Origin of the sequence: Desulfovibrio sp. OH1186_COT-070 (assembly GCF_003860215.1) — a bacterium.
Classification (GTDB): domain Bacteria; phylum Desulfobacterota; class Desulfovibrionia; order Desulfovibrionales; family Desulfovibrionaceae; genus Desulfovibrio.
The window spans coordinates 84,777-108,674 of the sequence record NZ_RQYH01000003.1; the positions used below are offsets into that span (position 1 = coordinate 84,777).

A 23,898-nucleotide genomic window follows, 5' to 3' on the forward strand; every position below is an offset into this window, starting at 1 on the left:
GGGGAAATCATGTCTGATACCACCCCTAACAGTCTGGAGCCGACAAAAAAGGTCAATGCCGCCCGCATGAGCAAATGGCCGCTCTATGCCGTGCTGCTGGTCGGGCTGTTTCTGCTCGGTATTCTGGTTTACAGCGTGAACTTTGCCCATAATCAGGAAGAGGAACAGGCCGGGACGCCGAAAGTCGATATTAAAGAGGAAGAAAAGCCGCTGCTCATGGGCGAAGGGCGCGGCCTCGCCCTGGCCCCGCCAGCCGGATCGCCCGCTTTGGTTGTACCGGATGCTCCCGCGCAGGACGGCGCGAAGCGGGAACCGCTGATCGTGGTGCAATCCGATAAAAGCCAATCAGACAATTACCGTCAGGAATTGGAAAACCTCCGGCGCATGAAGGCGCAAGCCCAACTGACCGCGCTTTCCGCGCCGCTCGGCGTTCAAAAGGCCAGCCAGTCAAGCACGGCTCCGGCTTCGTACCCCGGCTCCGGCTCCGCGCCTGACAGACCTTCCATGTCCATGCCCGATACTTCCGCATTGCGGGAAAACGGTTATGACCCGGCTGCTGACAAGGATAAAGAGGCGTTCTTTGACCGGGCCGGGAAAGATACAAGCTGGATTCTGCCGCACTCACGCACAGCCGGGCAAAAGTATGAAGTCAAAACGGGCGCGGTGATTCCCGGTATTATGGTGACAGGCATCAATTCCGAACTGCCCGGCAACATCATTGCCCAGGTTTCCCAAAACGTCTTTGACACGGCCACGGGAAACCACTTGTTGCTGCCGCAAGGGGCAAAACTCTTCGGCGTTTATGATTCCCGCGTAATCTACGGACAGGAACGGGTTTTGGTGGCCTGGAACCGTGTTGTTTTCCCTGACGGCTCGGCTGTCACCCTTGGAGCCATGCCCGGTTCTGACCAAAGCGGCTACGCCGGATACACTGACAAAGTGGACAATCACTACTTCCGTATTTTCGGCTCGGCCATTCTCATGAGCATGATCAGCGGCGGCATGGCCTACACGATGGATTCACTGGATAGCGGCGGTGATAGCGATAATCCCACGCTCCAGAATGAAATGGGTTCCGCCCTGGCCGCGCAACTCGGACAGGCCACGCTCCAACTTCTGCAAAAGAACCTGAACATCAAGCCCACGCTGGAAATCCGGCCCGGCTACCAGTTCAACGTCATTGTGACCAAAGATTTAGTTTTTGAACGTCCCTACCGCCCGCAGCGGTAGTTTTCCTTCTGCGGGCCATGCGCCCCGGCTTTGCGCCGCCTGACGGCCTCCACAAGAGAACGTCATGTGCGCGAAAAAAGTTCAATACGGTTTGGGGGAGAAATCCCCGCAAAAAACGCCGCTGCGCTGGCTCTATCTGCCGTTCATGCTGCTGCTCGGTTTTGGCAGCATGGTTCTGGCTACACAGCGCATTGCGGCGTTTTTCGATTATCAGGCCGCGCTCGGCCAGCCGTGGGGAATAGCCTTCGGCCTTCCCTGGTATGCTCCCTGGTCGGCCTTTGTCTGGCAAGAGCGGTTCGGGGCAAGCGATACCTACGGTTTTATTGATCAGGCCATTACTCACAGCCAGGCTCTTTTCCTGCTCCCGCAATTTCTTATTATCGGATTTTGGCTCTGCTTCCAAAAAAAACTGCGTTCCAACGCCAATCTGCACGGCTCGGCGCGGTGGGCGGAAGAGAAAGAAATCCGCACGATGGGCTACTTTGAAGGCAAGGGCGTCTATGTGGGCGGCTGGCTCAAAAAATACGCTGGTTTTTCGTCCATACTCCGCGCTTTTCGGGGAAAGCCGGAAGAGGTGCAACACTACCTCCGGCACAACGGCCCGGAACATATCATGGTCTTTGCGCCTACCCGCTCCGGCAAGGGGGTGGGCCTGATTTTACCCACTCTCCTGGCCTGGGAAGGTTCCAGCATCGTCCTTGATATTAAAGGCGAAAACTGGGCCTTAACTGCCGGGTGGCGCAAGTCGCAAGATCAGGTTGTTTTGCGTTTCGATCCCTCTGACCCTTCCGGCGCTTCGGCCCGTTTCAATCCCCTGGAAGAACTCCGCATCGACACCATGATGGGGATACCGGATGTTCAGAATATGGCCGCAATGCTGGTCGATCCCAACGGCAAGGGGCTTGAAGACCACTGGAGCAAAGCGGCTTTCGCCATGCTCGGCGGGGCTATCTTGCATTGCTGCGTTATGACCCGCCACGCTCAAAAGCGGACGGCAACCCTCTATGACCTCTCCTGCATGTTGGCCGATGAAAGCCGCACCATTCAGGACTTATTCAAGGAAATGGTGGAAACACCGCATGAAAATCTCCTGAAGGAAATGTTCCCTGAAGGTGTAGGCGGTGACAAGGCCCACACCTTTATCGCCAGTTCCGCCAGAGAAATGCTGAACAAAGCCGAAAACGAGGCCAGCGGTGTTGTTTCCACGGCTTTGACCAATCTCGCGCTTTACCGCGATCCTGTGGTGGCCCTGAACACCGCTTCTTGTGACTTCCGCATCCATGACCTGATGAACCATGAAAAGCCCGTGAATCTGTATCTGGTGATTTCCCCGGCTGACATTGACCGGATGCGGCCCTTGCTCCGGCTCATGGTGGATATGATTGTGCGGCGCATCTGCGCCAAGATGGAATTTGCCGACGGCTCCAGCAAAGCCGGATACAAACACCGTCTTCTGCTCCTGCTGGACGAGTTCACCAGCCTGGGCAAGCTCCCGATTATGGAAAAGGCGTTGGCCTATATCGCCGGGTACGGCGGCAAGGTCTACATCATCGTTCAGGACATTACCCAACTCAACGCCGTGTACGGCAAGGATAACGCGCTCATGGCAAACTGCCATGTTCGCATTGCCTACGCGCCGAACACCATTGAAACGGCTAAAACCCTTTCCGACATGACCGGGAAAACCACTGTCGTGGAAGAAAAGGTTTCTCTCTCCGGCTCCAGAACCGGGCATATGAAAAATGCCTCGGTCAACGTGACGGAAACGGCCCGCCCGCTGCTCACGCCTGACGAGTGCATGAGGCTCCCCGGGCCGGAGAAGGATTCGCAAGGCAAGGTGATAAAGCCCGGCGATATGCTGATTTTCACAGCCGGGCAATCGCCTATCTACGGTCGGCAAATCCTCTATTTCTTCGATCCGGTTTTCTCGGCCCGCGCCAAAATCCCGGTTCCCGGCCTGACTCCCCAATACCAAAGCGGCATAACGGATTCCATTTATGATCCGCGCCCTGCGGCGTGGTATGCCGCAACGCCGGTTCCCGCCGCCGCTCCCCCTGAACAGAAAGAGGTTTCCAGTGAACAGTATTTCGTTGCGTAGATTGGCGCGGCGGACGCTGTTCGCCGTGATCTGGCTAGCTCTGGCTCTCGCCCTGGCCTTTAGCGCGGGCCTTCGCTTCAATCCAACACCGTCTTTGCCAAAAGGCATCTACCGTATTGTTTCCGGCGCTCCGGAGAAAAACGAGCTGGTGAGTTTTTGTCTGGAAGGCGAGTTCGCGGAACTGGCTTTGGAGCGCGGCTATCTGGAGCCTGGTTCCTGCCCCTCCGGGCTGCGGCCCCTGCTCAAGCGTCTGGCCGGGTTGCCCGGTGACTCTGTTGATCCATATTCGCACCCGATCTGTGCCGTGGACAGCCACGGGCGTTCCATGACTCCTGCTCTGGTTCCGGGTGTCGTTCCGCCCGGCATGGCCCTGGTGCTGGCTGATCACCCCGGCAGTTTTGACAGCCGTTATTTCGGGTTTGTTCCGCTGGATTCCCTCCAGAGGGTGAAACCCGTTTTTCTCTTTAACCCCAAAGGAAATTGACTATGCAAAACAAGGAATATTTACACGCTGCGGCAAAGGCTATCGCGCAGCAGATTGAAGGAAATCTCCTGGTAATAGGCGTTTCGCTCGATCCTGATGTGGCGGACTACATGGGCGCATTTGAAGAAGAGGCCATTACGTTGGCCGATGTTGTGGAAGATGGCCTTTTAACCGTTACCAACTCCGGCGAGGTGATGTATGTCGGCAACAACTGATACCAAAAAGGCCAGCAAGAAGGCTGAAAAGGCGAAACGGCCCCCGTTCCATGAAGAGTTTGCCAGCAAAATCATTGAGCGCCTTCAAGAAGGCACGGCCCCCTGGCAAATTCCCTGGACTCCTGGGCAAACGACTCTGGCTCCCCACAACCCCGCCTCCGGCACGGTGTACCGGGGCATGAACCGGGTGCATCTGGCGCTTTCCGGCTATGACGATCCGCGCTGGATGACTCTGAAACAGGCCAATGACAACGGCTACAGCATTTTGCCCGGCAGCAAGGCCACGCCCGTGGTCTATTTCCAGTTCACGGACGAAAAAAACAAGCTGGATAATGACGGCAAGCCCGTCCTCGATGCGGACGGCAAGCCGGAAAAAGAAAAAGTGGAACTGGACAAACCCATTGTCCGTTTCGCCCACGTCTTCAACGCTGAACAGGTTGACGGTATTCCTCCGCTCCAACTCACGGATAAAGCCTATGAGTGGGAACCGATAGAAAAGGCGGAAAACATCCTTGCGGCCTCCGGCGCGGCCATAAAGCACGATCAGAGTAACCGGGCTTTCTACCGCCGCATGGAAGACGCCATTCATCTGCCGCCCAAGGAAAACTTTGACGCGCCGGATAAATACTACGCCACGGCACTGCATGAACTCGGCCACTGGACGGGTGATGAAAACCGCCTGAACCGCGAATTTGGCCCCTTTGGGTCAGAAAAATATGCGCGGGAAGAGTTACGAGCGGAAATCGCGTCATGGATGCTCGGACAGGAAATCGGCATCGGCCACGATCCCGGCCAACATGCCGCCTATGTGCAGTCGTGGATTCAAGTTCTGAAAGAAGACCCCTACGAGATTGTACGGGCTTGCCGGGATGCGGAAAAAATCAAGGATTACGTCTTTGACATGGAACGGAAAAAAGAACTCCGGCAGGAAGCCCCGGAACAGGTTGTGCAGCCGGAAAAGGTAAATCAGCGCGAAAAATCCCTTGAAAAAGAAGAGGGAATTGCCGCTATGGGTGTTCCCGCTGAACATACCGCAACTCTGGCCAAGGAAAAAACCTTCCTCGCCGTTCCGTACAAGGAAAAGGAACAGGCAAAGAAGTTCGGTGCGAAGTGGGACAAAGAAAACAAGCTCTGGTACGCGCCGGAAGGAACCGACCTCACGCCATTGGCAGCATGGCTGCCGGAAAAAGCCCCTGTGCCGGAACCGTCCATGCCGCCACAGGAAGAATTTGCCAACGCCCTGGAACAAGCCGGGCTGGATCTGCGTGGCAAAGCTCCAATCATGGATGGACAGATACACCGCGTTCCGCTCATTGGCAGAAACGGCGGCGACCTTGACGGCGCATACTGCGGCTATCTCGATGAACGTCCTGCCGGCTGGATGCAGAATTTCAGTGCCGGCGAAAAAACGACTTGGGTTGCCACAGGCCATACCCTGACCAAAGAGCAGTTGGAAGTCCAACGCGCCGAGATAGCCCGAAAGCGGGAAGAACGGCAGCGGTTAATTCTGGAGCAGCAACAAAAGACAGCGCGAGAAGCACATACAGAATGGATCGCCCACGATTGGGCCTCTGCCGATAACCCCTATTTGCAGGCCAAGGGTGTTCAGCCTTTCGGGGTGCGTGAGGATGTGGACGGCACTCTGCTTGTTCCCGTTATGACGGTAGACAAGGAATTGCGCGGTCTGCAAACCATTTCCCCGGAAGGTGAAAAGCGTTTCATGTACGGAATGGAGAAAAACGGTAATTTCCATCTGATTGCCGAACCCGACAAAGACCTTTCCAAAGACTTGGCTCAAGGGGAAATAATCCTGGCCGAAGGCTACGCCACGGGCGCAACCCTGCATATGGCAACGGAAAAACCTGTAGCCGTGGCCTTTGACGCTGGCAATCTGGAGCCAGTAGCCAAAAAGCTGCGGGAAAAATTCCCCAACGCCGCCATTACCATCTGCGCCGACAATGACCACCAACACACCCGCAAAACCCCGGATGGTGTTGAACACTGGAACAAAGGGGTGGAACTGGCGCAAAGAGCCGCCCAGGAAGTAGGCGGTAAGGTGGTGACTCCGATCTTCACCGATGAAGAACGGGCCAAAGGGCTGACGGATTTTAACGATCTGCACCAGTCCCGTGGCCTTGACGAAGTGAAACGGCAAGTGGGCCTTGTTCTGAAAAAGGAGGTTGAGCGGGAGAAATCACGCTCTCAAGGTTTGGAAAGAGGCATGAGCCTTTAATTGTATTTCTGCGGGCCATGCGCCCCAATCTCGCGCCGCCTGACGGCCCTTTAAGGAAAAGTCATGTGCGCGAAACTCTTGATTCTGGAATCCCCCGGTAAAGTAAAAAAGGTACAGGAAATCCTCGGCCCCGGCTGGAAGGTCGCTGCCTCTGTCGGCCATGTGCGCGATCTGCCCGTCAAGGAAATGGGCGTGGCCGCTCCCGACTTCAAACCGCAGTATATTCCCACGGACAGGGGGAAAGATGTTCTATCTCGGCTGGCCGGGATGGTGAAAAACGCGGAAGAGGTTTTCCTTGCCACTGACCCCGATAGAGAGGGGGAAGCTATTGCGTGGCATCTGCAAGACGCCTTGAAACTCAAGAACGCCAAGCGCGTCACCTATACGGAAATCACGGAAGCGGCCATACGCGCCGCGCTCTCCGCTCCGCGCTCCATTGATATGGCTTTGGTGGCGGCACAGGAAGGGCGCCGAGTTCTGGATCGCTTTTGCGGCTATATGGTTTCCGGGCCGCTCTCCAATGCCACAGGTGAAAAACTTTCCGCTGGCCGGGTGCAAAGCCCGGCTGTCCGTCTGGTGGTAGATCGGGAAAAGGAAATCAAAGCCTTCTCCAGCACAACGCACTACGGCGCGGAACTGACCTTTGAAAATGTGGACAACATCACTGACGGCTGGAAAGCTGCGCTTCTGGTCAAGCCCTGGTTGCCAGATTCCGCTGCCGGGCAGGAATATTTGCTGGATAAATCTCTTGCTGAAAAAGCGGCTGCGCTGCGGGCGCTGGACGTGTTGGATTGCAAGGAATCCGAGAGCCGTACCGCGCCTCCGGCTCCCTTCACGACTTCCACCTTGCAGCAAGCCGCCAGTTCGTCACTGAAATTCAATCCAAAGCAGACAATGCAACTGGCGCAACGGCTTTATGAGCAAGGCGCGATTACCTACATGAGAACGGACAGCCCCAATCTCTCGCAAGAAGCGGTACACGCTATCCGGGCGTATTGCGAAACAAAGGGCTGGCCGCTGGTGGAAACGCCCCGCACATGGAAATCCAAAGAGGGGGCGCAAGAAGCACATGAGGCCATTAGACCGACTCACGTTGAAATTGAGGACGCCGGGGAAACGGCAGACGAAAAAGCCTTGTATCGCCTTATTCGGATGCGTTCCCTGGCTTGCCAGTTGGAAGATGCGGTTTATGCGGTTCGGACGCTCCAGCTCGGCGCGGAAATGGACGGGAAACAGGCACTATTTGAGGCAAAGGGCCGTACTCTGCTTTCGCAAGGCTGGAAAGTTCTGGCCGATCAGGAAAATGGCCCGGATGAAGGAGCAGAAGAAGGCGAGAAAGAGCCTTTGAACCCCGTTCCGGCCATGAAGCCCGGCACAAAAGCTACGGCGCTGACAGGAGCCGTCACAACGAAAAAGACCAAGCCAGCCGCCAGATTCACAGAAGCCAGCCTTATCCGCGAACTGGAAAAACGCGGCATTGGCCGTCCGTCCACCTATGCGGCGATCATAGACACCATTTCCAGCCGGAAATATGTCACCACGGAAAAACGCTTCCTTGTGCCTACACCGCTCGGAGAAAAGATTGTTTCCGGCCTCTGCGGGCATTTCTCCTTCATTGAGTATGACTTCACCCGCACAATGGAGCAATCCCTTGACGATATTGCGGAAGGGAAGGCGGAATACGGCGCTGTCATAGCTTCGGCCCATGACCAGCTTTCCAGGGAAGTGCAGGAGTTCGCCAAGACCACGGGCAAGGTCTGCGAAAAATGCGGCAAACCTATGGTGCATCGGGTGAAAAAGCCTGGAAAAGACGGTAAGGGCGGCTATGATTTTTGGGGCTGCTCTGGCTGGCCGGAGTGCAAGGAGTCATCGGCAGCATAAGGCTTCACGCTAGGTTTTACGTTTAAATAAGACGCCTAGGTTTTGTAAACTTAGGCGTCTTTATCATGTCTTGTATAAAAAATATCCATCCATATAGAGTAATGGGTGAAAACTACCCACACATCTGTGCAGATTGTTTTTGCACAGGTGTGTATCTGTGTGCAAAAAACTGCACAGTCATTGCCGCGAATGTCGAATTTCTGCTTCGCCTACAATCATATTATTTATAAAACAAGCCATATCCCCGTTTGTTGATCTGTTCTGGCATGGTGATTGCTTACGTCAAGAATCGAACTAGTTTTGAACAATCAAAATATCAATTCGGAGGATATGTGGACGCTCTTTTTTTCTTTGGCATTTTCAGCTCAATGGGTTTGGCCCTGAAAGGTTACAAGAAAGTGGCTACCATTGTGTTGGTATCCATTCTTCCTTTTGTGGCCATGTGGTACATTTCAAACATTAATTTTAAACTAAATCTTTCTTTCTAGGGTGTTACCGTGAAGTTGTCTCGCCTTGTACCGCTCGGAAATGTTCTTTGGGTGCTAGTATTACTCGGCGTCCTTTTGGGGTCGCTATACATCCAGTTTTTTATCGGAGAGGAGCCGTGCCGACTATGCACATGGCAGCGAATGACCATGTTTTTTATTATGGCCGTCCTGCTCATTAATTTGCGATTCGGCCAAAGCACACTCAACTACGGGCTGATCATCCTTTTCGCTTTATTTGGCTCGACTGTCTCCATTCGCCAGATTTTATCGTACATCATGCCCGGCAATCCCGGCTTTGGGCCTACCGTCTTCGGTATGCATACTTACACTTGGGCGTTGCTGGTCTTTGCGTGTTCCATTTTGGCTTCCGCCATCATCCTCATTATTGGCATTGGCGAGAGAGAAAATGAAATCAAGATTAAGCCGATCTTTATCAAGGGGCTTTTCGGCATCGCGATGGCAACAACTCTGACGTTTTCTGTCGCTACGCTCAACCAGTGCGGTCTTGATGTTTGTCCGGCGGCAACCGAGTATTTTGAGGTTTCTCCAGATGCCATCAAATCTCTTGAAGATGAATGTTGCCCTGATCCAAAGAAAAAATAATTCTGTAACCTCGTAACTTTGAAAGGAAGATAAGGAATGCGGTATTTCAAAAGGCTTTTTGTTGTAACGATGCTTTTGTCGTTGGCCCTGCACAGCGTAGCCTTTGCGGAAGTCCTCGATGTGGACACAAAGAAAATGCGAACAATCGTCCAAGAAAATATCGGTAATCCCGACTTCATTATTTTGGATGTTAGTCCTCCGGCGGCATTCGCAAGTAGCCATCTGGAAGGAGCAATTTCGCTTCCTGCCAATGACCCCAATTTTGAAGCGAGTTTGCAAAATCTGGATAAAAGCAAAACGTATCTTGTTTACTGCCACAAAATGAATTGGACGCCCAAAGCCGTGGCGGTAATGACAAAAAACAACTTTACCAATCTGTATTCTTCCAGCGAAGGCAAGGCGGGATGGATGGAAGCTGGCGGAAAAGTTATCGCATCAGGCCCGTACCAGGTTGATACTCAACAAGTAATGAAACTCATTGCTGACAATAAGAACAACCCAAAGTTTGTTATTCTGGATGTAAGCCCGGAACCAGCTTACGTTAAAGCACATATTGAAGGAGCCGTATCGTTGGCCGCAAGAAACCCGGATTTTGAGTCCAAAGTGCAACAACTCGACAAGGAGAAAACCTACCTTGTGTATTGCATGGGCGGACGCTGGACTCCAGAAGCCGTCAACCTCATGCAAAAGTATAAATTTTCCCATGTGATAGCGGCAAGAGAAGGCCTTTCCGGGTGGATGCAGGCCGGGAATAAGGTTGTTTCAGGGCAATAATAACGATGAAACGGCCCCTCCCCCGGCTTTGTCGGGGGAGACATACAGCGGCAACATCCAAAGGGACTTACGATGAAAAAAACATATCAGGTATTATTTGTGGCGGTGGGCTTAATAACACTCTGCTTGCCACCACAAGCGCAAGCTGCTGACGTATTGGGAAAATATTTGTCCTCGTTTGATTACGAAGAACGAATGGACATGAAAGCAACGAGCCGGGATGTGATCCAATGGCTTATTGAAGACAAGGCTGTGCTTGTAGACATTCGCTTCAAAGAAGAACAGGCGTTGTGGGGATTTGATTTTGCCAAGAAAATCCCCTTGGCCGAGTTGCCTTCCCGGTTGAAAGAATTGCCCAAGGATAAAATAATCGTAACCGCTTGTCCCCACAACGATAGGGCTAACCTGGCCAGGGTGTATCTTGTTACTCAAGGGTACAACGCCAAATACCTGACCGATGGGATGCGCGGACTTATGGATTTACTACGCGGTGACAATGCCAAGGCTGTCTATGAAGCCTTGAAGCGGAAATAGTTTTGCTGAAGAGCCGGAATTGCCCCTTGACTTACTTCAAATTGTGTTGAATTATTAATCTATGGAAACGAAAGAGGCTAGTAAAATATTTGAGGCTTTGTCTTCGGATGTGCGCCTTGATCTGTTCAGGTTGTTGGTAAAAAACGCGCCTGACGGTCTTGTTGCTGGCGACATCGCCAAGCACCTTGACATACCCTCGACCAATCTTTCATTCCACCTGAAAGCCATTGTGCAAAGCGGATTGGTGGATGTGGAGAGAGAGGGCCGGTTTATGCGCTACAAGGCTAGTATTCCTTTGATGCTGGACATTGTGGCGTATCTGACGGACGAATGTTGTGCCAATGACCCGGAGCAGTGCCAAAGATACCGCAATGCCAGCCATGTTGAGCCAGGCATACTGCCGGATAAGCCCTCTTGTAGTGATTAAAAATATTCTGGATGCTCTTTTTTTTACTTAATATATCAACAATTCAACTAGTGTTAACCAATTAACAGAAATGAAGGAAATGGCCATGGGCGCAGATAAACAAGACCTACCCGGCGCAAGCTGTTGCTGTGCTTCCCCGGTTAAGGCTCCAGAATCGGCGGACAACAATTCCAGCAGCGCATGGAATACTCGTTACTTCCTTATTATCGTGGTACTGGCCGCGCTCTGGTGGCTGGCGTACAGCTATATCCTGCCCGCTTCCAACTGGCTGGTCTTCGGTCTGTTTGGGGTAGCACCGGATTCACATCTTGGCTTGTCGCTGGAATTTTTCATCTATGACACGGTGAAAATCCTGCTGCTATTGGTAGCGCTCATTTACGGTATCGCATGGATACGCGCTTCTCTGAATGTGGAACGGGTGCGCGATTATCTTGCCGGTAAACGGCGCGGCCTCGGCTACTTCCTCGGCGCAACATTCGGCGCGGTCACGCCATTTTGTTCCTGCTCAAGCATTCCGTTGTTTCTTGGTTTTACAACGGCCCGTATTCCCATAGGCATCACCATGTCTTTTCTCATTACTTCTCCGCTTATCAATGAAATTGCAGTGGTTTTACTGTGGGGACTGCTTGGTTGGAAATTCACGGTTCTTTATGTCGTGGTTGGTATGTCGGCGGGTATTATCGGTGGCTTTGTCATGGACGGACTCAAGGCTGACCGATGGCTCCAGCCTTTTATTCGTGAAGCCATGGAGAACGCCCCGGCGCATCAGTATGTCAACGAAGCGGGCGAGATTCAAAAGCTGACGGTGCGCCAACGGCATACCTTTGCCTACGGTGAAATGCTTTCCATTTTCAAGCGCGTCTGGAAATGGGTGATCATCGGCGTGGGCATCGGCGCGGCCCTGCATGGTTTTGTGCCGGATAACTGGTTTGCGGAAAATCTCGGTGCTGGCGAATGGTGGACGGTTCCCGCCTCCGTGTTTGTGGCTATCCCCCTCTATTCCAACGTGACCGGCATCGTACCGATTATGGAAAGTTTACTGGTTAAAGGTCTGCCCATAGGCACGACAATGGCCTTTTGCATGAGTGCAGTTGCCGCCAGCATACCGGAAGTAATGATGCTCCGGCAGATTATGACCATCAAGCTGCAAGCGGCGTTCATCGGTTACTTGTGGATAATTTTTACCCTGGTTGGCTGGCTGTTTAACATCCTTGGCCCATACATTGTGTAACAACAACTCATAACAAAACTGGAGAAAAGCAATGGAAATCAAAGTATTCGGCCCCGGCTGCGCCAAATGCACGGAAACGGAAAATCTGGTTAAGGAAGTCGCTGCCGCCAAGGGCGGGAATATTACGGTTCAGAAGGTGTCCGACCTCAAAGAAATGATGGCTGCTGGTGTTATGTCTACTCCGGCTGTGGCTATTGACGGCGTTGTGAAGTCCACCGGCAAAGTTCCTTCCAAGGAAGAAATAGCGGCATGGATTGACGGCGCTGCCGGTTCAGCTCCCACTGCCGCATCCGCTGGCGGCTGCTGCTGCGGCGGCAAGTGCTGATAAGGAAGGCCCATGAGCGCATCAACGCTGAAAAAACTCTCTTTTCTTGACCGATATCTGACGCTGTGGATTTTCCTAGCTATGGCAATCGGGGTCGGTTTGGGTTGGGCCACGCCCGGAGTGAAAAACGTCATAAACTTTTTTCAGGTCGGGACTACCAACATACCCATTGCCATAGGGCTGATACTGATGATGTACCCGCCCTTGGCAAAGGTGAAATACGAGCAGTTGGGGCAGGTTTTTCGCAATAAAAAAGTCCTGTTCCTCTCGCTCATGCAGAACTGGATTATCGGGCCGGTGCTGATGTTCCTGTTGGCGATTACATTCCTTTCGGGGAATAACAGCTACATGGTCGGCCTTATCTTGATCGGCCTTGCCCGCTGCATTGCTATGGTCATTGTCTGGAACGACCTTGCCGGGGGCGACAGGGAATATGCCGCTGGTCTGGTGGCCTTCAACTCCATTTTTCAAGTGCTGTTCTTTTCGGTTTACGCCTATGTGTTCATTACCGTGCTTCCGGGCTGGCTCGGCCTGTCAGGAGCAGTGGTTGAGATAAGCATGAGACAGATTGCCGAGAGCGTGTTCATATACCTTGGCATTCCTTTTATAGCGGGCGTGGCCTCGCGTATTTATGGCCTCAAGGTTAAGGGATTGGATTGGTACGAAAAGGTATTCATCCCCAAAATCAGCCCGTGGACGCTGCGAGCCTTGCTTTTCACCATCGTTGTAATGTTCTCGCTCAAGGGCGATTACATTGTGCAGCTCCCCTTTGACGTGCTGCGGATTGCGCTGCCGTTGCTGATTTACTTCGTGGTCATGTTCCTGATTTCGTTCTTCATCGCAAAGCGCATTGGGGCAAACTACGAGCAGTCGGTGACGCTGGCTTTTACCGCCGCTTCCAACAACTTTGAACTCGCCATAGCTGTTGCTATTGCCGTATTTGGCCTGAACTCCGGCGAGGCGTTTGTAGCGGTTATCGGGCCTTTAGTAGAAGTGCCGGTGCTTATCGGGCTTGTGAACGTGGCTCTCTGGTTGAAAAAACGCTGGTTTCCAGCAACTGCCTAACTAATGGCGGCTTCGCATGAGCGTGGAGCCGCCTTCAATTTTGCCCAATTTGGAGAAAAAATATGAAAAGAGTCTTGCTACCTTTGCTACTGCTCCTGCTCGTTTTTACTGGAACCGCTTTTGCGGCGAACGCTTTGCCAAGGCCGAATACCGTAACGATGATTGATCTCGGCGCAAAATCCTGCATCCCCTGCAAAATGATGGCTCCGATATTGGAAAAGCTGGAAGCGGAATATCGTGGCAAGGCTGACGTGGTTTTTATTGATGTGTGGCAATCACCGGAGGAAGGCAAAAAATACGGAATAAGCGCCATTCCCACGCAAATTTTCTACAACAAAAAGGGCGAAGAAGTTGGACGGCATCAAGGTTTTCTTGATGAAAAATCCATTCGTGCTGCACTTGATGAACTCTTGGCGGAATAGGCATGTTCGATCAGTTTCTATTGACCATTAATGAATGGATGATGGGCGGGTTCGGGCTTGCCGTTGCCGGTTGCTTTCTGTGGGGGTTGGTAAGTGTTTTGTTCAGCCCTTGCCACCTGGCTTCAATTCCGCTCATGGTCGGCTATGTGGCCGGGCAGGGAACACTTGTGCAAGGTAGGCAAGCGGCTGGCTATGCGCTGCTGTTCAGCACTGGCCTGTTCGTGTCTATTGCTCTGGTAGGCATGATCTGCTCCATGCTCGGCAGGATGCTTGGGGATATTTCACCCTTGTGGGGTATTCCCATAGGCGGGTTGTTTATCTGGCTTGGCCTGAATCTTATGGGTATCAAGGCTTGCAAGCTCCCCTCCGGCAGTCTCGGCAACTTGAAAATGCGTGGCTACGGTGGGGCGCTTTTTCTTGGCCTTGCCTATGGCGTTCTTTCAGGTGCATGCACATTCGGATTCATAGCACCCATTCTGGCAATCATCACCGTGCAGGAGGAAGTCGCGAAGGGGCTTTCCCTCATACTCTTTTTCGCCTTGGGCCATTGCTTGCCGATAGTAGTTGCTGGCAGCTCCGCTGCTCTCGCACAAAGGGTGCTGGCGGGTAAAGGAATGCAGACTGCAACGGTTTGGGGGCGCAGAATCGCGGGTGGGCTGGTTATGCTTATTGGCGTGTATTTCATTATTTCGGCAATAACTGGCTCTTGATGGACCAAGTACACAAGGAGGCGTCACATGTCCAAGGAATGGTATCCGGTCATTGATGCAGGCCTCTGCACGGAGTGCGGAGCTTGTATTGAAAAGTGTAAAAACGGAGTTTTCGACAAAAAACTGGTGCAGCCAACGGTCATTTACCCGGACGGCTGTATTACTAACTGCCGAGGTTGTCAGAAGCTATGTCCTTCTGGAGCTTTGGGCTATTTTGGCGATGTTGGCCAAGCTCCGTCAACTTGCTGCTCCATATGATTTTTATGCATTAGCGTCTTCCCGCTTTTTTAGTCAACAGGAGCGTATCGGAAGCGGAAATTCTTTTAAATAAAATTGCTAGACATAACGTCGCCTAAGCTGCTGCGCACAGCAAGGCATTCAACATCAGCATACTGCACTTTGTATGTTTTTGATGCCTTTGTGCGTTGTATTTTGAGAAATAGACAGGCTGTTTCTCGCTTGTGGCGTTCAAATAACCGCTTTGTATTATTGCAAGCGGTTTTTTTATATGCAGCGGCATTGTAGCGGTGTGCAGAAAACTCCAAAAGGGGTTATGGTATGAGTAAAGGCAATGAAAATTATTTGTTGGAGGACTTTGAAAAGTTGAGTGCAGAACTGCTTGATGCACTTTTCCCGACTTGCGAAGCACAAAGGCGTAAATATAAAGACGAATATGCAAAAGCCCTCCCTCTTGCTGCAATGGCCGTGCAGGAATCCATACGAACTTTTCTGGCGCTGCTCAAGCGCAAATAGATTTTACCCTCAACCCCTTTAACCTTTGTGCCCATAGGAGTGGGCACACATGCACGTCTATTGCACCTATAGGATTAAATTTGACCCTATAGGGTCAAAACAAATGCTCTGCTCTCCGGTATGTTGCCAGAATGGAAAAGGACAAAAACCATTCAGACGCATTCGGAGTTGTCCTCCGCAAATATCGCCTACAAAGAGAACTAACCCTGGAGCAGTTAGGTGTAGTAGTTCAGACTTGATCTGACAGTCGGTTCCGTTTTGATGGTTCCGATTGTCAGGTTAGTTGAGTTGTCCGACCTTTTCCTTCCAGATCTGTTTTCCGTCAAGGAGTGTTTGCAATGGCGTTCTGCCGCAACACTTTTTCCCTTGATGTGTCCTTTCGATGTTGTAATGTTCCATCCAGACATCCAGATCGGCCTGCAGTTCCTCCAGAGAGTTATACAGTTTCCGCCGGAAGGCAACCTGGTAAAACTCGTGCAGGATGGTCTTGTGGAAACGTTCGCAGATGCCGTTTGTCTGCGGATGCCGCGCCTTGGCCTTGGTGTGTTCTATGTTGTTTATGCCCAGATAAAGCTGGTAGTCATGCGTTTCCAGTCTGCCGCAGTACTCTGTGCCCCTGTCCGTCAGCATGCGGATAATGCCCATTTCCATTGAAGTGAAGAATGGCAAAACCCGGTCATTGAGCAGGTCGGCTCCGGTGATGGGTGTTTTGGTAGTGTAGAGCTTGGCAGCCGCCCACTTAGAGTAGGTATCCACAAAGGTTTGCTGATAAATACGGCCGACGCCCTTGATGGTGCCGACGTAAAATGTGTCCTGACTGCCGAGATATCCGGGATGATGGCTTTCTATTTCGCCGCAAGCCTCATCGTCGTGTTTTTTACGCTCCAGAGCTTGTACCTGGGCTTCGGTGAGCACAATGCCCTCTTCAGCGGACTTCTTCTCCAGGGCGTTCAGGCGCTGCTTCATTGAGGCCAGGTCATGGCGCAACCAGATGGAACGCACCCCTGACGGCGACACAAATACGCCGGTTTTGCGCAGTTCGTTGCTGGCCCGCACTTGCCCATGAGCAGGGAAGGCTATCGCAAAATCCAACACCGCCAGCTCCGTGGCCTCTTCCACGCGATTTTTCAGGTTGGGCTTTTTGCGGCTGACCTCAAACAGCGCTTCAACGCCTCCGGCGTCTCGTGCTGTTTGATACCGGTAGAAGGTATCTCTGGAAAAGCCCATGATGCGGCAGGCTCTGGAGACATTGCCGAGTTCGGCAGCAAGGTTGAGAAGTCCGGTCTTGTGTTTGATGACGTTTTGATTGAAACTTTCCATGGGGAAACTCCGTGGGCGCTGTGCCCGGTTGATGGTACGTTTACACTTCCATCAAAACGGAGTTCCCCTCGCTTTTCAAGGGACAACTGTCAGATCAAATCGCGACTACTTCAAGTTAGGCGAGCGGGTAGGCGTAGCACATTCCTTCATACATAGGCTTGAAACAGGCAAAAAGCTGCCAAATTTACAAATGGTGTTGAAACTGGCGACTGCCCTCGGCATCCGTCCTGGCGATCTGGTGAACGAGATGGCAGACAGAATTGCCACAAAATAGCTACCGCTCCATACCCTGTTGCTGATTTCGGACTTGCTCTTTCTCCAGCTTTTTTTCCAGCCGCACAATTTTATTCCCCTCTACACGCAGACTTTTCCCCCATTTTTTCTGTGCGTACTGCACGGCAGCATGACGGGCAGCGTCATTGTTGCCCGAAAAGAATAATTCCTTCCCGCTGTCCAAAACCCTGCCTCCACCGGGCAATGTAAAGACAACGACCCCCTTGCGATCTACAGTTGCCGAAAAACCGTGTATCTGTGCGACTTCACCCGTGTTTCCTTCCACGGCTGCAAGTTGCTCCATGCGTAATACCGCCAAAAGCTGCTTTTTCCCCTGGACGCTCACGTTTTCCTTCTCCAGGGCGGCAACCTCCCTGGCCGCGTATTCGGCACGGATTTCCGTACGGTTCGTTGCAAGCTGCTCTTTACCGTGCTGTGACCAGTCTTTTGCCTTGGCGGTTTGTGGTTCCCGCTCCGGCTCCGCTGCTTCCCGTTTGGAGCGCAGAATGGCTAAAGCCGTTTCATTGCCCTGATCAGCCTTATATTGCAGGAACCCATTCCATGTAGTGAAAGGAATTTCTCCGCGTATGGCCTCACGGGGAGATTGAAACGGCAGCTTGACTCTGGCCGTTTCTTCGGCTTCACGCTTCCGGGCCAATTGTAGCAGATTGCGGCGGTTCTTCTTGGCTATGTTCAGCCGCTCCAACTCCCTGCGCTTGGCGGCCCATTTCTCCTTGATTGCAGCAAGTACCGCGTCTTCCTGTTCCTTGACCGTAACCAGGCTATTTTTTCGTTTTTCTATACCCTCACGGTATTCCGCAAACAAGGTTCCCCGCTCTGGAGAACGGTGCAATGGAGCATGTTGATAGCGGCTTTGCTCCGTTACCTTTTCCAAATCCTGCGCCGGAATATACGGCCCCAATTTTTCAACTAGCTTTTTCAATGATAGCCCTCTATCTACCGCGCTGGCCTTCACCGTGTGCCGTTGATTATGACGATCCGCTACGATCAAGCCGCTGCCGTGGGGTTTTATCTCCATGCCGTAGAGGGCTAGTCCCTCATGGAGCGTTTGCCAGTCCGATGCCGCTGCCAGTACAGGCACGATTTTATCTCTATGGGCCTTGGCATATGATTCAAAGGATTGCTGACCTGTATGGGCTTCGATAAGAGCGGTTTTTTCGCCTAAAGAGTTCTGCTTATCCTTGGCCCGGCCATTATCAAGCACAAGACCATATTCCTGCTCAAGCGTCCGGCAAACGCTGTCGCGTATCCAATAGTCCCGAAACTCTTTATGGCGAGTATGTTTCTCCGGATGGATCGTGTTGTAGGCAATGTGCATATGGAGATTGGCCGTATTTTTGTGAACGCCGCAATGCCGCTGATGCTCGGCGTATCCCAAGGCGGCGGCAAAGCGTTCCTCAATGGCCTTGAACACTTCCGGCGTTAGCTTTGCTTCGTCATCCGGGCGGAAGCTGATAACAAGGTGGTAGGTCTTGCTCTGTTTGGTGCGGGTGTTCATGGCCTGAACGTCCATAGCCTCGGCAATGCCCTCCCGGTAATCATCACCCCCAAGGCATCCGGCGCACCAATGCAAGAGGCTCTTTTCGCCTTCATGCCCGACATCGGCAATGTACTCGGCAAGACGGGCGTAATTGTCGTTTTTCTGGCTGATGCCCACTTTTTTGCTGATCATCGTATGAGTGCTATCGCCAGTTGGAGTTCCCGCTGCCGGGTGTCCAGTTCACGCAAAAGCCGATGAACTGTTTGCCTGTCCGCTCCATTTGCCAATGCTTGTTTCACCAGTCCGCCAAGTCTGCCCAGATCGCCTTTGAGTCGGCGCAATTCAATCCGCGCTTCCTGATGCTCCAGACTTGGGACGGAAAACCCAAGGCACACCCTTTTGCTGAACGTGGAAAGGGACAGGCCCGCTTTGCTGGCCGATGCCCTGATCTGCGCGTATTCCTCTGGAGTCAAATATGTTCTTAGTATTAGTTTCTTGGACGGCACGGGGAACCTCCTTAATTTTAGAGGCTCTTTGGCCCGCGTAGTGACGATAAACGAGCCACGCATACTGTCTGCCGCGTTCCGGGTCGGGGGAATGGTATTTGCCCACAGCTTTCCAGTTCAGGCCGTTCCGGGCTATTTCCTCGGCCAGTATCCGCTTTCCCCATGCTTCGTTCACATCGGGGTCGAGTAGGGAAAAGGGGCTGATGGAAAAACGCTTCATCCACCAGTTGTTTATCTGCATCTTTCCCACATCAAACGACTTCCCGGCTGCCAGGGCTTCCCGGATCAGCCGTTCCGCTTCTTTTCGCGTGGTCGGGTAGTATGATTTTCCGGCGATATTGACCGCCAAGGGATTCAGCCCGGATTCCTGCCGGGCCACGGCTTTCACCAGTTGCGCGGGCGGCCCTGGTTCCGCTGCGAGTGCGGACATAGGAAAACAAAGCAGAACGGCCAGAATGAGTGCCTTTTTCATGGGGTAATTGCCTCTCTGTTTTGGCGTTGAGCGGAACCGCGAATAAGCAGCCCCGCAGGGCAGGATGGGAGGGGGTAGACTTGAAAAGTGTACCCACCTCGCTTGTCCTGTCCTCTTAATCCGAGACACAGTAGCACACGGGGGAATATTTTTGGAGGGGGTTGGAGAAACTATACGAACATTTACAATGTGTTCCGTTCGTATATGGCAAGATGCGTTTGTGTATGAGGGGTTCCGTTTATGGTACAAACGTATCCGCGTGCGCTTAATCCTCATTCAAAGGTTCTTGGACAAACCTTTGAGGTACACGCCCGAAAATAAAGCTGCTTTCGAGGCAAACTTTGCCTAGTGTAAGGATAATTCCGGAGGAATCCGCCCATTTTGATATTGTAACCGCTTGGCTCCCCATATATAGTGACCAAGTAAACTCAAGGGGCAGGATAGTTATGAAGTCTATAGAATTATTCGCTGGTGCTGGTGGACTTGCCCTTGGCGCCTCTTTGGCTGGTTTTACGCCGGAAGCCGTTATCGAGTGGGACAAGTGGGCTTGTGATACCATCCGTGAAAATCAGCAGCGCCAGAACCCTCTTGTGGCGGATTGGCCCGTCCATGAGGGGGATGTTCGCTTATTCGACTTCTCCGGCATTTCTGGCGAGATTGATCTTGTTGCTGGTGGCCCGCCATGCCAGCCTTTTTCTCTTGGCGGAAAACATAGAGCCTCTTCAGATAAGCGGGATATGTTCCCCACGACGATTGATGTTGTCCGCAAACTTCGCCCCAAGGCTTTTTTAGTAGAAAACGTTAAGGGTCTTACCAGGGCCACATTCGCAAATTATCTACAATACACCCTCCTGCAACTAACCTTTCCTGAATTGACCATTGGACGAAAGGAAACTTGGCTGGAGCATCTTGCGCGTCTAGAAAAAGAAAAAACTTCAGGCAAGACGAATGGATTGACCTATGATTTGGTTTGCCGCGTAATTAACGCCGCAGACTATGGCATCCCGCAACGTCGGGAACGCGTATTTATTGTCGGCTTTCGGCACGACATGGGCGTTCGCTGGTCTTTCCCGGAGGCAACACACGCCCAGGATGCTTTGCTCTACAGCCAGTATGTAAGCGGTGAATATTGGGATAGGCACGAAGTTATCTTGAAAAAACGCCCACAAACGAAAATCAAGTCTACTGCTCGCATTGAACGACTCCGTGGCTTTTCTCAAGAGTCGCTTGGCAAACCTTGGCTGACCGTGCGTGATGCGCTTCAGGGGCTGCCAGACCCCAAAAATAAAAAACAGTCTTCGCGGCACTATAACCACACTTTTCAAGACGGTGCCCGCGCCTATGAGGGCCACACGGGTAGCCCACTGGACTTGCCTGCCAAAACGCTGAAAGCTGGCGACCATGGCGTTCCCGGTGGCGAAAATATGCTTGTCATGCCCACTGGCGAAGTGCGCTACTTTACCGTACGCGAATCCGCCCGGTTGCAGACGTTTCCCGATACCTATGTTTTTCATGGTTCATGGACGGAAACAATGCGTCAGCTTGGCAACGCCGTCCCTGTCGCCCTTGCTCGCATTATAACGGCTAGCGTTGCGGAAAAATTGATTGATGCGGAAGCTCAGAAAATTATCTCCAAACTGAAACGTGTGGCCTGATGAAAGAATATTCCCCGTATAACCCGCTGGCTAAGACGAACCTTGGCAACAGCGTGGCAGACGCCATGCTTGAGAGCGATATACACTCGCTAGGCAGTCTGGAGCCGTTTGTCGGTGCTGGCATTTATGCCATTTATTATACGGGAGGCTTTGAAGCTTACCGTCCTTTGAGCGCAAAGAATCAAGCCAACCAGTTCGCCGCCCCAATCTATGTTGGCAAAGCGGTTCCCCCCGGAGCCAGAAAAGGCAACTTTGGCGTAGACTCTGAACCGGGGCAAGCTCTTTACAAACGACTGCGGGAACATGCCGAGAGCATTATTCTGGCGGAAAACTTGAACATTGAGGATTTTTTCTGCCGTTTTTTGGTAGTTGAAGATATTTGGATTCCGCTGGGGGAATCTTTACTTATCGCCAAGTTCTCGCCCGTATGGAACAAGCTTATTGACGGCTTTGGTAATCATGACCCAGGTAAAGGACGTTATCAGCAAATGCGGTCAAAATGGGATACTTTACATCCTGGACGCGAATGGGCACTGAGGTGCTCTAGTCGTTATGATACGGCAGAAGCGATTTGTACAGAGCTATCCACATTTTTGAGATAAAAGATGCTTCTTTTTGGAATGCGAAATAGATCCCCCTTACGGCAGGGACACATAAAAGAATGCAAGGACAAATGGGCAGTCCTTGGAGGGCGGCGTAGAAACGTACGCATAATTTTTGACCATTCTAGTAAAAAATCTCATACGCGATATGACTATGCCAGGAAGGTTGTATTTATAGGAACAGATGTCCTCCCGCTACCTAGTAGTATGTGTCTTTTGCCGCATTCGCAGTTAAGCATATTAGCCTGTCTCGCTCATGAATTAGCCCATGCCGAAAGACATAGAATGGGAATTTCTAGGCCGTTTGATGGTATTGGTGCATTAATTGAAGAAGCTGAAGCGTGTCTTCACGCTGCTTTTTATCCAGCACTATCTGACGACGACAGGGCCACTCTTCATAAGTGCGCCCAGCATATACTAAACGAGGTCTTATAAAAAATGTTAATAGAAACGAGTGGTATGGTTGTAGCTGGAGCCTGTGATATTCAAGGGAAAGGTTGTGAGGCAAAAAAAACCGTTGGCCCGCTTACGGTTGTATGGGGGCCAAATAGAAATCAGATTAATGTTTGTGGCTCATGCCTTGAGATGAAAATAAAGTCCGGGGAGTGGGAGGTAGAGGGTGCAGCTGTTCCAAGCATGAAATATCGTGCAGATTTAGAACTTATCAATGGAAAAAATGTGGCAATTATAGAGGTAAAAGCCAGACCTTCTAATCAATATGATGTCATAAGTTTTATTTCAAAAAATATTAAATTGTTAGATAGTGTTGTCTTTTTTGTTTTTGTTGCTCAGGATTTAATATACCTCTTCGATAAAAACGCAATTGACAATTTAGATATGGACGCTGCCCTAAAGATAAAGACAGACGATGTATTAACTCCTTATTTTTCTATGCTAAGTTATACTAATTCTGACAAAAAGGATGGGGCTACCCGCCATTCAATTTATGAATCAGCGCTCGCACTGCTGTTTAGAGATATAACTTTGTGTGCCAAAAGCGTGGAATTGTCTTATTTTCCAGCGCAGTTTATCGATTTTGTCAAAGGCGCCCAGATAATACGGTAGCTATCTTTAATAGTACCAATATCCTACTATTTTTATGCGGTTATAATAGGAATGGTTTTACCTACGATCTGATTAGTGCCAAGTGTAGCGAATTTACTAACATCAAAGAGATTACGAAGCTGTAAAATTAATTCTACAATGTCTTTATCCCAATGCTGCTTAATTAAATTCAAGACTGGTAGCAATGTGGGATCGTAATTAGCCCTTTGATTTGGCCCCATTGTCATAAACAACTGAACAGTCCCAATAGCATTATGAAAGTCTTTTATGACATCGTGATCGCTCTCAATTATAATGACATATTTATCTCCGTAAGGTGTCCGTACCCATTGCCCAATAATTACAGGTGGCAATACTTTTTCATTGACTGTATTTAGTGTATAATCTTTTTTCTTAACTCCAATTCCGAAAGAGTAATATTGCCCTTTCTTTTTCTCCCAAAACGGGCTGGTTAGTAGGCGAGCACCGTAATTTCCCTCTACTTCACCGAGAATGGCGTAAGTATTTTCTTCTTTTTTAAAGAAAAAGCACATGTCAGCAAAGGCAACTTTTTCCGCAACATCTTGTAGTGTCAAAAAGCCATGACCGGCTAATATTGGATTATAGTTTTTAGCGAAATTCGCACCGGTCAAAAAATCTTTTCCTGAAATAAAAATTCCATACTCTTGAGCTCTTCCTGTAAAGTCATAGTCATATAGGCTTGAAAGATTCTCTACTATATTCCGAAAAATTGGTTCTCCTTGGCTACTTAATAGAAAATGACACAAAAGCCATTGTAGGCCGAAATTCTGCAGGGACTGCCGAATCTGATAAAAAAATGCAAAGCCAGCTTTTGCAGCCAAGTTTTCTAATGTTGGCTCAACTCCAAGCATATATTTCTTTTGAAATCCATGTTCAATTGTTTTTTGATCGTATAGTGTTTCAAATATTGCACAATAGTGCATAGCCCAATAGGAGTTCTGGTCTGAAAAAAGACCTGGTTTTATAATTTTAACAAGTTCATTATTCATAATTCATATATTTTTGATTAT

26 protein-coding genes are annotated in these 23,898 nt (G+C 51.0%); 21 read left to right on the forward strand and 5 right to left on the reverse strand.

Going from position 1 to position 23,898, the window contains the following annotated elements:
* Positions 1-9 precede the first annotated feature (9 nt).
* The 17 genes from EII23_RS01730 to EII23_RS01810 all read left to right on the forward strand — a co-directional run bounded on the left by EII23_RS01730 (position 10) and on the right by EII23_RS01810 (position 15,473).
* Positions 10-1,230, forward strand: coding sequence for a TrbI/VirB10 family protein (locus EII23_RS01730; RefSeq protein ID WP_260424549.1), 1,221 nt, complete (start codon positions 10-12; stop codon positions 1,228-1,230).
* A 64-nt stretch (positions 1,231-1,294) separates the two neighbouring features.
* On the forward strand, positions 1,295-3,328 hold the full coding sequence (locus tag EII23_RS01735; RefSeq protein ID WP_124791495.1) for a type IV secretory system conjugative DNA transfer family protein: 2,034 nt from the start codon (positions 1,295-1,297) through the stop codon (positions 3,326-3,328).
* The gene (gene traF, locus EII23_RS01740) at positions 3,306-3,812 is read left to right on the forward strand and encodes a conjugative transfer signal peptidase TraF (RefSeq protein WP_260424550.1); all 507 of its coding nucleotides are present in this window, start codon (positions 3,306-3,308) and stop codon (positions 3,810-3,812) included. Before EII23_RS01735 ends, traF begins: the two co-directional genes overlap by 23 nt.
* A gap of 2 nt (positions 3,813-3,814) precedes the next feature.
* A complete protein-coding gene (locus EII23_RS01745; RefSeq protein WP_124791498.1) occupies positions 3,815-4,027 on the forward strand; it encodes a hypothetical protein in 213 nt (70 codons plus the stop codon).
* Positions 4,011-6,260: a zincin-like metallopeptidase domain-containing protein gene (locus EII23_RS01750; protein ID WP_124791500.1), complete on the forward strand. Its 2,250-nt coding sequence runs from the start codon at positions 4,011-4,013 to the stop codon at positions 6,258-6,260. Before EII23_RS01745 ends, EII23_RS01750 begins: the two co-directional genes overlap by 17 nt.
* Positions 6,261-6,323: 63 nt before the next feature.
* Complete coding sequence (gene topA / locus EII23_RS01755; protein ID WP_124791502.1) at positions 6,324-8,141, forward strand: type I DNA topoisomerase; 1,818 nt, start codon at positions 6,324-6,326, stop codon at positions 8,139-8,141.
* 539 nt (positions 8,142-8,680) lie between these two features.
* On the forward strand, positions 8,681-9,232 hold the full coding sequence (locus tag EII23_RS01760; RefSeq protein WP_260424556.1) for a disulfide bond formation protein B: 552 nt from the start codon (positions 8,681-8,683) through the stop codon (positions 9,230-9,232).
* A 36-nt stretch (positions 9,233-9,268) separates the two neighbouring features.
* Complete coding sequence (locus EII23_RS01765; RefSeq protein ID WP_124791506.1) at positions 9,269-10,006, forward strand: rhodanese-like domain-containing protein; 738 nt, start codon at positions 9,269-9,271, stop codon at positions 10,004-10,006.
* Between the two features lie 72 nt (positions 10,007-10,078).
* Positions 10,079-10,540 (forward strand): rhodanese-like domain-containing protein, encoded by a 462-nt coding sequence (locus EII23_RS01770; RefSeq protein WP_124791508.1) that lies wholly within the window; start codon positions 10,079-10,081, stop codon positions 10,538-10,540.
* A 61-nt stretch (positions 10,541-10,601) separates the two neighbouring features.
* Complete coding sequence (locus EII23_RS01775; RefSeq protein ID WP_124791510.1) at positions 10,602-10,967, forward strand: helix-turn-helix transcriptional regulator; 366 nt, start codon at positions 10,602-10,604, stop codon at positions 10,965-10,967.
* 85 nt (positions 10,968-11,052) lie between these two features.
* Positions 11,053-12,198, forward strand: a complete 1,146-nt coding sequence (locus EII23_RS01780) for a permease (protein ID WP_124791512.1) — start codon at positions 11,053-11,055, stop codon at positions 12,196-12,198.
* A gap of 31 nt (positions 12,199-12,229) precedes the next feature.
* Positions 12,230-12,523: a thioredoxin family protein gene (locus tag EII23_RS01785; protein WP_124791514.1), complete on the forward strand. Its 294-nt coding sequence runs from the start codon at positions 12,230-12,232 to the stop codon at positions 12,521-12,523.
* Positions 12,524-12,535: 12 nt separating this feature from the next.
* Complete coding sequence (gene arsB, locus EII23_RS01790) at positions 12,536-13,588, forward strand: ACR3 family arsenite efflux transporter (protein ID WP_124791516.1); 1,053 nt, start codon at positions 12,536-12,538, stop codon at positions 13,586-13,588.
* A 62-nt stretch (positions 13,589-13,650) separates the two neighbouring features.
* On the forward strand, positions 13,651-14,010 hold the full coding sequence (locus EII23_RS01795) for a co-chaperone YbbN (RefSeq protein ID WP_124791518.1): 360 nt from the start codon (positions 13,651-13,653) through the stop codon (positions 14,008-14,010).
* A gap of 2 nt (positions 14,011-14,012) precedes the next feature.
* Positions 14,013-14,720 (forward strand): cytochrome c biogenesis CcdA family protein, encoded by a 708-nt coding sequence (locus EII23_RS01800; protein ID WP_124791520.1) that lies wholly within the window; start codon positions 14,013-14,015, stop codon positions 14,718-14,720.
* Positions 14,721-14,747: 27 nt separating this feature from the next.
* Positions 14,748-14,978 carry an ATP-binding protein gene (locus tag EII23_RS01805; protein ID WP_124791522.1) on the forward strand — a complete coding sequence of 77 codons (231 nt, stop codon included), beginning with the start codon at positions 14,748-14,750 and terminating at the stop codon, positions 14,976-14,978.
* 300 nt (positions 14,979-15,278) lie between these two features.
* Positions 15,279-15,473 carry a hypothetical protein gene (locus tag EII23_RS01810; protein ID WP_124791524.1) on the forward strand — a complete coding sequence of 65 codons (195 nt, stop codon included), beginning with the start codon at positions 15,279-15,281 and terminating at the stop codon, positions 15,471-15,473.
* Between the two features lie 279 nt (positions 15,474-15,752).
* Here the strand turns inward: EII23_RS01810 and EII23_RS01815 are convergent, their stop codons facing one another.
* Entirely contained in the window at positions 15,753-16,793 is a 1,041-nt protein-coding gene (locus tag EII23_RS01815; protein ID WP_072312028.1) for an IS481 family transposase, read from the reverse strand.
* 31 nt (positions 16,794-16,824) lie between these two features.
* Here EII23_RS01815 and EII23_RS13600 point away from each other — a divergent pair, with 31 nt between their 5' ends.
* Complete coding sequence (locus EII23_RS13600) at positions 16,825-17,067, forward strand: helix-turn-helix domain-containing protein (protein WP_124791607.1); 243 nt, start codon at positions 16,825-16,827, stop codon at positions 17,065-17,067.
* Here EII23_RS13600 and traI read toward each other — a convergent pair whose 3' ends face one another.
* From traI to EII23_RS01835, 3 genes are read right to left on the reverse strand one after another with little or no spacing between them, the layout of a single operon-like run.
* Positions 17,068-18,759, reverse strand: a complete 1,692-nt coding sequence (gene traI, locus EII23_RS01825) for a TraI/MobA(P) family conjugative relaxase (protein WP_124791526.1) — start codon at positions 18,757-18,759, stop codon at positions 17,068-17,070.
* Positions 18,756-19,016, reverse strand: coding sequence for a plasmid mobilization protein (locus EII23_RS13605; RefSeq protein WP_124791609.1), 261 nt, complete (start codon positions 19,014-19,016; stop codon positions 18,756-18,758). Before EII23_RS13605 ends, traI begins: the two co-directional genes overlap by 4 nt.
* Positions 18,910-19,545 (reverse strand): lytic transglycosylase domain-containing protein, encoded by a 636-nt coding sequence (locus tag EII23_RS01835; RefSeq protein WP_124791528.1) that lies wholly within the window; start codon positions 19,543-19,545, stop codon positions 18,910-18,912. The genes EII23_RS13605 and EII23_RS01835 overlap by 107 nt, the downstream gene beginning before the upstream one ends.
* 446 nt (positions 19,546-19,991) lie before the next feature.
* On the opposite strand from EII23_RS01835, the gene EII23_RS01840 reads away from it, so the two are divergent.
* The 3 genes from EII23_RS01840 to EII23_RS01850 all read left to right on the forward strand — a co-directional run bounded on the left by EII23_RS01840 (position 19,992) and on the right by EII23_RS01850 (position 22,867).
* Positions 19,992-21,200 (forward strand): DNA cytosine methyltransferase, encoded by a 1,209-nt coding sequence (locus EII23_RS01840; RefSeq protein ID WP_124791530.1) that lies wholly within the window; start codon positions 19,992-19,994, stop codon positions 21,198-21,200.
* Complete coding sequence (locus EII23_RS01845; RefSeq protein WP_124791532.1) at positions 21,200-21,802, forward strand: Eco29kI family restriction endonuclease; 603 nt, start codon at positions 21,200-21,202, stop codon at positions 21,800-21,802. The genes EII23_RS01840 and EII23_RS01845 overlap by 1 nt, the downstream gene beginning before the upstream one ends.
* A 438-nt stretch (positions 21,803-22,240) precedes the next feature.
* On the forward strand, positions 22,241-22,867 hold the full coding sequence (locus EII23_RS01850) for a hypothetical protein (protein WP_124791534.1): 627 nt from the start codon (positions 22,241-22,243) through the stop codon (positions 22,865-22,867).
* 32 nt (positions 22,868-22,899) lie between these two features.
* Here EII23_RS01850 and EII23_RS01855 read toward each other — a convergent pair whose 3' ends face one another.
* Positions 22,900-23,877 carry a hypothetical protein gene (locus EII23_RS01855; protein WP_124791536.1) on the reverse strand — a complete coding sequence of 326 codons (978 nt, stop codon included), beginning with the start codon at positions 23,875-23,877 and terminating at the stop codon, positions 22,900-22,902.
* Positions 23,878-23,898 lie beyond the last annotated feature (21 nt).

Bases quoted from the DNA above. Each gene is read 5' to 3' on its own strand.
- EII23_RS01730 (WP_260424549.1), top strand. From the start codon at position 10: ATGTCTGATACCACCCCTAACAGTCTGGAGCCGACAAAAAAGGTCAAT.
- EII23_RS01735 (WP_124791495.1), top strand. From the start codon at position 1,295: ATGTGCGCGAAAAAAGTTCAATACGGTTTGGGGGAGAAATCCCCGCAA.
- topA (WP_124791502.1), top strand. From the start codon at position 6,324: ATGTGCGCGAAACTCTTGATTCTGGAATCCCCCGGTAAAGTAAAAAAG.
- EII23_RS01750 (WP_124791500.1), top strand. From the start codon at position 4,011: ATGTCGGCAACAACTGATACCAAAAAGGCCAGCAAGAAGGCTGAAAAG.
- EII23_RS01780 (WP_124791512.1), top strand. From the start codon at position 11,053: ATGGGCGCAGATAAACAAGACCTACCCGGCGCAAGCTGTTGCTGTGCT.
- EII23_RS01835 (WP_124791528.1), bottom strand. From the start codon at position 19,545: ATGAAAAAGGCACTCATTCTGGCCGTTCTGCTTTGTTTTCCTATGTCC.
- EII23_RS01840 (WP_124791530.1), top strand. From the start codon at position 19,992: ATGAAGTCTATAGAATTATTCGCTGGTGCTGGTGGACTTGCCCTTGGC.
- EII23_RS01800 (WP_124791520.1), top strand. From the start codon at position 14,013: ATGTTCGATCAGTTTCTATTGACCATTAATGAATGGATGATGGGCGGG.
- EII23_RS01745 (WP_124791498.1), top strand. From the start codon at position 3,815: ATGCAAAACAAGGAATATTTACACGCTGCGGCAAAGGCTATCGCGCAG.
- EII23_RS01775 (WP_124791510.1), top strand. From the start codon at position 10,602: ATGGAAACGAAAGAGGCTAGTAAAATATTTGAGGCTTTGTCTTCGGAT.
- arsB (WP_124791516.1), top strand. From the start codon at position 12,536: ATGAGCGCATCAACGCTGAAAAAACTCTCTTTTCTTGACCGATATCTG.
- EII23_RS01765 (WP_124791506.1), top strand. From the start codon at position 9,269: ATGCGGTATTTCAAAAGGCTTTTTGTTGTAACGATGCTTTTGTCGTTG.
- traI (WP_124791526.1), bottom strand. From the start codon at position 18,759: ATGATCAGCAAAAAAGTGGGCATCAGCCAGAAAAACGACAATTACGCC.
- EII23_RS01785 (WP_124791514.1), top strand. From the start codon at position 12,230: ATGGAAATCAAAGTATTCGGCCCCGGCTGCGCCAAATGCACGGAAACG.
- EII23_RS01855 (WP_124791536.1), bottom strand. From the start codon at position 23,877: ATGAATAATGAACTTGTTAAAATTATAAAACCAGGTCTTTTTTCAGAC.
- EII23_RS01770 (WP_124791508.1), top strand. From the start codon at position 10,079: ATGAAAAAAACATATCAGGTATTATTTGTGGCGGTGGGCTTAATAACA.
- EII23_RS13600 (WP_124791607.1), top strand. From the start codon at position 16,825: ATGGTACGTTTACACTTCCATCAAAACGGAGTTCCCCTCGCTTTTCAA.
- EII23_RS01810 (WP_124791524.1), top strand. From the start codon at position 15,279: ATGAGTAAAGGCAATGAAAATTATTTGTTGGAGGACTTTGAAAAGTTG.
- EII23_RS01850 (WP_124791534.1), top strand. From the start codon at position 22,241: ATGTTAATAGAAACGAGTGGTATGGTTGTAGCTGGAGCCTGTGATATT.
- EII23_RS01795 (WP_124791518.1), top strand. From the start codon at position 13,651: ATGAAAAGAGTCTTGCTACCTTTGCTACTGCTCCTGCTCGTTTTTACT.
- EII23_RS01815 (WP_072312028.1), bottom strand. From the start codon at position 16,793: ATGGAAAGTTTCAATCAAAACGTCATCAAACACAAGACCGGACTTCTC.
- EII23_RS01845 (WP_124791532.1), top strand. From the start codon at position 21,200: ATGAAAGAATATTCCCCGTATAACCCGCTGGCTAAGACGAACCTTGGC.
- EII23_RS01805 (WP_124791522.1), top strand. From the start codon at position 14,748: ATGTCCAAGGAATGGTATCCGGTCATTGATGCAGGCCTCTGCACGGAG.